The sequence below is a fragment of the Psychrobacter sp. ENNN9_III genome, from assembly GCF_001462175.1.
Taxonomy (GTDB): domain Bacteria; phylum Pseudomonadota; class Gammaproteobacteria; order Pseudomonadales; family Moraxellaceae; genus Psychrobacter.
The window spans coordinates 1-7,135 of sequence record NZ_LNUO01000116.1; the positions used below are offsets into that span (position 1 = coordinate 1).

General features: G+C 40.3%; 6 protein-coding genes. 1 reads left to right on the top strand and 5 read right to left on the bottom strand.

What is annotated here, in order from left to right:
- Positions 1 to 71 precede the first annotated feature (71 nt).
- From PENNN9_RS07265 to leuC, 5 genes are all read right to left on the bottom strand, one after another.
- Positions 72 to 1,178: a L,D-transpeptidase family protein gene (locus PENNN9_RS07265; protein WP_058369036.1), complete on the bottom strand. Its 1,107-nt coding sequence runs from the start codon at positions 1,176 to 1,178 to the stop codon at positions 72 to 74.
- 382 nt (positions 1,179 to 1,560) lie between these two features.
- The gene (leuB, locus tag PENNN9_RS07270) at positions 1,561 to 2,664 is read right to left on the bottom strand and encodes a 3-isopropylmalate dehydrogenase (RefSeq protein ID WP_058369037.1); all 1,104 of its coding nucleotides are present in this window, start codon (positions 2,662 to 2,664) and stop codon (positions 1,561 to 1,563) included.
- 109 nt (positions 2,665 to 2,773) lie between these two features.
- Positions 2,774 to 3,499, bottom strand: coding sequence for a hypothetical protein (locus tag PENNN9_RS07275; protein ID WP_058369038.1), 726 nt, complete (start codon positions 3,497 to 3,499; stop codon positions 2,774 to 2,776).
- A 134-nt stretch (positions 3,500 to 3,633) separates the two neighbouring features.
- The gene (leuD, locus tag PENNN9_RS07280; RefSeq protein WP_058369039.1) at positions 3,634 to 4,284 is read right to left on the bottom strand and encodes a 3-isopropylmalate dehydratase small subunit; all 651 of its coding nucleotides are present in this window, start codon (positions 4,282 to 4,284) and stop codon (positions 3,634 to 3,636) included.
- A 152-nt stretch (positions 4,285 to 4,436) separates the two neighbouring features.
- Entirely contained in the window at positions 4,437 to 5,855 is a 1,419-nt protein-coding gene (gene leuC, locus PENNN9_RS07285; protein ID WP_058369040.1) for a 3-isopropylmalate dehydratase large subunit, read from the bottom strand.
- A 341-nt stretch (positions 5,856 to 6,196) separates the two neighbouring features.
- Here leuC and PENNN9_RS07290 point away from each other — a divergent pair, with 341 nt between their 5' ends.
- Positions 6,197 to 7,069, top strand: coding sequence for a LysR family transcriptional regulator (locus PENNN9_RS07290; protein WP_058369041.1), 873 nt, complete (start codon positions 6,197 to 6,199; stop codon positions 7,067 to 7,069).
- The last annotated feature ends 66 nt before the right edge of the window (positions 7,070 to 7,135 follow it).

A 7,135-nucleotide genomic window follows, 5' to 3' on the forward strand; every position in this document is an offset into this window, starting at 1 on the left:
TAATCGTACTTAATTTTGCCAAAAAAATACCGCCAATCTTGAGCGGTATTTTTGTACCTAGGGTTTGGAGATTACTTAAACTCTACTGTTGCATCATCTTTGATCGTACCTAATAATGCTAAAGCATCCCAGTTGGTCAACCTTACACATCCTGATGATGCTTGTCTACTAATACGTGCTGGATCCGGTGAACCGTGAATGCCATACGTAGGCTTGCTCAGCCCTATCCACACTATACCTACCGGATTATTAGGCCCTGGTGGAATAATCGACTGATCGCCATCATCACCAGTATAAGTGTAGTTAGGTTTATGGACTTTGACTTCAACTTTATGCGTACCTGACGGTGAGGGTGTTTCTGTGCTACCGACAGTCGTTGGATAACTGGCGACCAAGTTATTTTGCTCATCATAAGCATATAAAGTTTCAGTCGCTTTATCAGCGACTACTCGGCTTACAGGCTTGGTGTTTGGATTACCTGGATTATAAACAGTGATGGTTTCTCCAGCCTCAAACTTAGCATTCGGGTTGAGAGTTTTAAGATACTTCTCACTCATATGGAACTTTTCTGCTAATGCTTCACTGACGCTTTCATAGTACATACCTTCAAGCTTAGCTTTAGCTTCTGCACCGGCAGGAATACTAGTGGTTTTCACATTCACATCAGCATCATTTAGCTTATAGCTAACCAATACAGGCTGAGACATAAGCTTTTTGTTGCTAGTTAATGCTTGCCATGTCTCGTCGTTGAGATGATCCGTCACCTTTAAACCACGAGATTTTTGGAACGCTTGCATGGCTTTTCGAGAGTTCTTACCCCAATAACCATCTACAGGCCCAACACTACTTTGGTTCCAGTTCAGCAAAGCTTGAAGCTTGGTACTCATGCTACGATTTACCTTTACCCCTTTCTGCCAACTATCGCTATTCACCTTTTGAGCAAACTTTGGTAAGTTATTTGTCGTATACTTAATAGTAGGCAATAGCTTGTTCAATGAAGTCACCGTATCACTATCTCCAGCAAGCTTTTGACTGACTCCATTGGTAACCGGACTAACATCACTACTAACAAACTTACTGTTATCACCAGCATTAGGATTAGCAGCAAAACTTGGATTCATTAATAACGCTATAGTTAGTCCTAACGCCCCAATACTTGAAACTTTCGATTTACGCATGTTTTATTCCTTATCTTTTTATTATCAACATATTAAGAGCATTGTTGTATTTTTCGCTCATGATAAAAGCCTAACAAGGTTATAATTATCTATTCCTATAAGTATTTTTATAAAAATAATATCTCTACTTATTTTTCGAGCAAATGTAATCATGTCACAATAACATCGTATAATATAACAGACTTATGTTAACAAACATCTAGTCTTATAGTTCCTATGTTAAAAATACTTCATAACGTAGCTTATTAGTTTAAAAGCTATGATCTAAATATTGTGAATCATAAAAAACCCATAAACTGCTGAGCAATTTATGGGCTTGTAATACTTAAAAAAGACTGTGGAATGTCGCTTTATACCTTTAACTGTATTGGTATAGATTTATCTATACTAGCTTAGCCAATACTGCCTGACCCATCTCTTTACACCCTACTTGTCGTAAGTCAGCTTCACTACTATCTAAAATATCGACCGTACGTAAGCCATCATCAAGGACATCACTGACCGCTTGTTCAATAGCCTGAGCGGCTTTTTCTTGCTTAAAAGTATAGCGTAGCATCATAGCGACAGAGAGTATCGTGGCTAGTGGATTGGCTTTGTCTTGTCCAGCGATATCAGGTGCTGAACCATGGCAAGGCTCATACATCCCTTTACCATCTTCATCAAGACTGGCCGATGGCAGCATACCAATAGAACCTGTCAGCATCGCCGCTTCATCGGATAAAATATCACCAAACATATTGCCCGTTACTATAACATCAAACTGTTTTGGATCACGAATCAGCTGCATACAAGCATTGTCTGCATACATATGACTAAGCGCAACGTCAGAATACTGTGTCTCTTGCATGTTAATCATGGTTTGCTTCCAAAGCTCAGTAACTTCCAAGACGTTTGCTTTGTCTACCGAACATATTTTTGCAGGTGTCCCATTTGCTTTAGCACGAACTTGCGCCAAATCAAAAGCAACCTTCCCGATACGCTCAATCTCGCTGGTTTTATAAACCATGGTGTTATAGCCTTGCTGTTCACCATTATCCAAAGTACGAATACCGCGTGGTTCACCAAAATAGATACCACCCGTTAGCTCACGAACGATTAGCAAGTCTAGACCTGAGATGATTTCAGCTTTAATACTAGAAGCATTCGCCAATTGCGGATAAAGCTTGGCAACACGTAAGTTGGCAAATAAACCAAGCTCACTACGAATTTTGAGCAGGCCACGCTCAGGACGTTTACTACGTTCAATAGCATCCCATTTAGGACCTCCAACCGCTCCTAACAATACTGCGTCTGCTGCTCGTGCTTGGCTAAGTGTTTTCTCTGGTAATGGTTCACCAGTTGCATCGATAGCCGACCCTCCAATCAATCCAGACTCAAGAGTTAAGTTTAACGTAAACTTCTTGTTGACGGCTTGCAGTACATCGATGGCTTGGGTCATAATTTCAGGACCAATACCATCACCAGCTAATGTTAAAATCGTTGCCATACTAATCCTTGTTAATAGGTAAAAAAGAAAAGACAAGCGTCTAGTATTGCTTTATCCGATCTATGTTCATGAAATATGACGTTAAGTTAATAGGTCAAATGAAACAATATTAAACCTTCGTCTTTGTCTGCGCTGTTTGTGTTGATTGCTTTATTTGATTTATTACATTCGTTTCTACAAACTCACCCTGACTTTCATTATTCACCTGTTTGCAAAACTGACGCTTAATACTATTGTTTTGAATAAGATCAATACATAGAGGATTGGGCGACGCTGTGTCCAATAAACTGCCCGTATCTTGACTAGGCTTTTTGCGATAAGCACGGAGCAGATAAGTGTCCGGCTCTACAAACTCATGAATCATGGCAAAGCGTTCAACATAACCCATATTATTTTCAGGATAAAAGTTTATATGCACTTCACGTTTTGCAGGTTTAACCCGTGCATAGTAGTTCGTCATTCCAGCTATACCAGATTCTGATAAAGGTACAACCTTGACAGAATGCTGATTCTTTAAGGGTACGAATAGCACATTTTTTGTACGGTCAACAATCTCATCATCCGTATTGACCACACTTAACATTTTAGGATCTACTGGCTTATGAGTATCTGGCGCAATAACCGAAGTCTGGTCTATTTGCATAATTTCGCAATGATAAGTTCCTGAACAAGCGATGTTTACTTCCCCAGCTATTGGTTCAATCTTACCTGCCCATTTGTCAGCGCTTTCTGCACCATCTATTTGCTGATAACCTGTTAGTAGCTGACAACCTGACAGTAGCAAGCTTGATGCTATAGAGACACTTATAAATCCAGCAATACGTTTTTTATTCATAATGATGACTACTATTTCATAGTGATAACAAATTACCTTTCATTCTAGTCATTTTGTTACGATAACTCAACGTTGTATTGTTGAACAACTTGCTCTTATTAGATATTGATTTACAAAACTTTAGAAACTTATGTTTATGCTTTAACTTGATTAAATATCCAAGGCGTCTTTTGTTGCATTTGCTGCTCATAAGCATTAATCGCATCACTTTGCTGTAAAGTAAGCCCGATATCGTCCAAACCATTCAACAAACAGTGTTTACGAAAATCATCAACTTCAAAAGAGTATTCTTGTCCAGTAGGATCAATAACGACTTGTCTCTCCAAATCTACGCTTAACTCATAACCTTCAGTTTTCAAAGTTTCTTTCATCAACTTATCGACAATTGCTTCCTCCAAAATGATAGGCAACATGCCATTTTTAAAGCAATTATTGTAAAAAATATCAGCAAAACTTGGGGCGATAACCGTACGAAAGCCATACTCGGACAATGCCCAAGGCGCATGCTCGCGGCTAGAACCGCAGCCAAAGTTTTTGCGCGCAAGTAAAATAACAGCATCTTGATAACGCGGCTGATTCAGTACAAAATCTGGATTTAGTGGACGCGTGCTATTGTCCTGACCTGGGTAGCCTTCATCTAAATAACGCCAATCATCAAATAGGTTGACGCCAAAACCAGTACGCTTAATAGACTTCAAAAACTGCTTAGGGATAATTTGATCAGTATCGACGTTTGCGCGATCTAGCGGACAGACGATACCAGTTTGAGTATTATAAGCTTGCATAATAGTTCCTATCGTATTTTCAATAGTATTAATTGATACTGACGAATAAACCAATCCATTCTTTATTATCAACACAAATGAATAATTTTATACAATCAGCATAAGACGCATTGTAAAGGCTGCGTGGTTTGAACAACGCATTTGTCTGTCAACTAAAATGTACGTACATCCACAAAGTGACCTGCCAAAGCGGCGGCGGCGGCCATCGCTGGACTGACCAGATGCGTACGTCCGCCAGTACCTTGACGACCCTCAAAATTACGATTAGACGTCGATGCACAATGCTCCTCTGGTTCAAGCTTATCTGCATTCATCGCAAGGCACATCGAACATCCTGGCTCTCGCCACTCAAAACCTGCATCAGTAAATAGCGTGTTTAACCCTTCAGCTTCGGCTTGTAGTTTCACCTGTCCAGAGCCTGCTACTACGATGGCTTCTTTGATCGTATCTGCAATTTTACGACCCTTAATCACTGCTGCTGCGTCCCGCAAATCCTCTATACGTGAATTGGTACAAGAACCTATGAACACCCGATCAAGTTGGATATCAGTGATCGGTTGGCCTGCTTTTAAGCCCATATAAGTGTAAGCACGTAACCAACCCTCTTGTTGCGTCTCATCAGCAGCCTGATCAGGTGTAGGTACCGACTGAGTAATATCGACAACCATCTCAGGTGATGTGCCCCAAGACACTTGCGGTGCAATCTGACTTCCATCAATCTCTATAATCGTGTCAAACTGAGCATCGTCGTCCGAATACAATGTACGCCAATAGGCCTCTGCTTGCTCCCACTGCTCACCCGTTGGGGCATAAGGACGACCTTTGACATAGTCAATCGTTGTGTCATCTACAGCTACCATACCCACGCGTGCGCCTGCCTCAATTGCCATATTGCAGACAGTCATGCGCCCTTCCATACTCATATCTTCAAATACTTTGCCTGCAAACTCAATTGCATGACCGTTGCCACCAGCAGTCCCAATCTTGGCAATAATGGCAAGAACCACATCTTTTGGAGTCACGCCAGCACCAAGCTCACCATTCACACGGATTTGCATGTTTTTCATTTTTTTGGTGATCAAACACTGGGTTGCAAGTACATGCTCCACCTCAGAGGTACCAATGCCGTGAGCAAGACAGCCAAGCGCGCCATGGGTTGCAGTATGTGAATCACCACACACTACCGTCATGCCTGGAAGTACCAAGCCTTGTTCTGGCCCAACCACATGCAAAATACCTTGACGAGTATCGTTAATTGTAAATTCAGCAATATCGAACTTAGCACAGTTATCATCTAAAGTTACGACCTGCAAGCGTGATACCTCGTCTTTGATACCAGAGACCCCTTCAAGTCGCTCTTTGACCACTGTAGGTACGTTATGATCAGGACTAGCAATGTTAGCTGACAAACGCCATGGGGTACGATTAGCAAGCTCTAATCCTTCAAATGCCTGCGGACTTGTCACCTCATGCAATAAATGACGATCGATATAAATTAAACTCGAACCATCATCGCGCTTTGTGACTTCATGCGCATTCCAAAGTTTGTCGTATAACGTGTGACCGGCCATGTTGCTATCCTTTGTTAATTGCTAATTATCTATAATAAAGCGCTGCTGTCTCTGTTGGATGCTAAACGTTTTAAACGCTTAAAGTTACTTATTTATACTTATAGTCTGTTCTTAGTTTACTTTGACAGCGAATGTTTTATTTGAACATCATTTATCAATAAGTTATCAAGTGATTAAAATAAAAACATCAAAAAGTGCTTTGATACCTTGTGATTATAGCAGCCTAATTCTATAATAATAATTGATGATTTTTATCTATTCACAAACTTTTATTTCTAATACATAACGAATAGATAAGCCAACTTTTATTTATAGCTTCTTTTAAAGCTAAGGACATCGGTGTGAATACCACTAATTTGACGACGTTTGTGACCGTTATGCAAACAGGCAGCATCTCAGGCGCAGCAGAAAAGCTATTTATCACTCAGCCTGCTGTCAGCAAACGTATCAAAAATCTAGAGGACGAGTTCAATATTATCTTATTTGATACAGTAGGCCGAGGTATTGTACCGACACAAGCAGCAAGTGAGATGCTACCACATGCCAAACGCTGGCTAGAAGATTATGAGAATTTTAAAATAAACTTGCAACACTCTAAGCAAATGGTCTCTGGTAAATTGGTCATTGGTACAAGTCATCACATTGGCTTGCATCATCTTGCACCAGTATTAAAACACTTTATTCAAAGTTATCCTGCAGTACAGCTCGAAGTTCATTTTGTCGATTCAGAAGAAGCGCACAAAGCAGTGCTCGATGGTAACTTATCTTTGGCTTTTTTAACGTTACCGCCTGTTTATGACAAGCGCCTAACTTATCATACGCTATGGTCGGATCCACTATATTTTATGACAGGTACGTTATCGCCTTTAGCCACAAAGACTAATGTAACTTTAGAGCAGTTGGCCCACTATCCTGCTATTTTGCCCTCGGCTAATACTTTTACCAGTCAAATTACTTTGGCTGAGTTCGCCAAACACAATCTAAAACCTTATGCAACAATGAGTACTAACCCTCTAGAATCCATTCGTATGCTCGTATCAGTGGGACTTGGTTGGTCTGTACTACCGCAGACGTTAATTAGTCAAGATTTAGAACGTATTAACATGGCTGATAATATTGAGCTACAGCGCTATCTAGGCGTCGTTATCAATCCAAAGCTTACACGCTCAAGTAGCGTTGAAGCTTTATTAGAGTTACTTGCTCCTATCGATTAACGATAGGATTTGTTGAGCATAACTACCAATAAAGTTAGTAAATAAATCTACCAAATAACGTTATTT

Excerpts from the sequence above, each read along its gene's own strand:
- PENNN9_RS07265 (WP_058369036.1), bottom strand. The coding sequence starts at position 1,178 with ATGCGTAAATCGAAAGTTTCAAGTATTGGGGCGTTAGGACTAACTATA.
- leuB (WP_058369037.1), bottom strand. The coding sequence starts at position 2,664 with ATGGCAACGATTTTAACATTAGCTGGTGATGGTATTGGTCCTGAAATT.
- PENNN9_RS07275 (WP_058369038.1), bottom strand. The coding sequence starts at position 3,499 with ATGAATAAAAAACGTATTGCTGGATTTATAAGTGTCTCTATAGCATCA.
- leuD (WP_058369039.1), bottom strand. The coding sequence starts at position 4,284 with ATGCAAGCTTATAATACTCAAACTGGTATCGTCTGTCCGCTAGATCGC.
- leuC (WP_058369040.1), bottom strand. The coding sequence starts at position 5,855 with ATGGCCGGTCACACGTTATACGACAAACTTTGGAATGCGCATGAAGTC.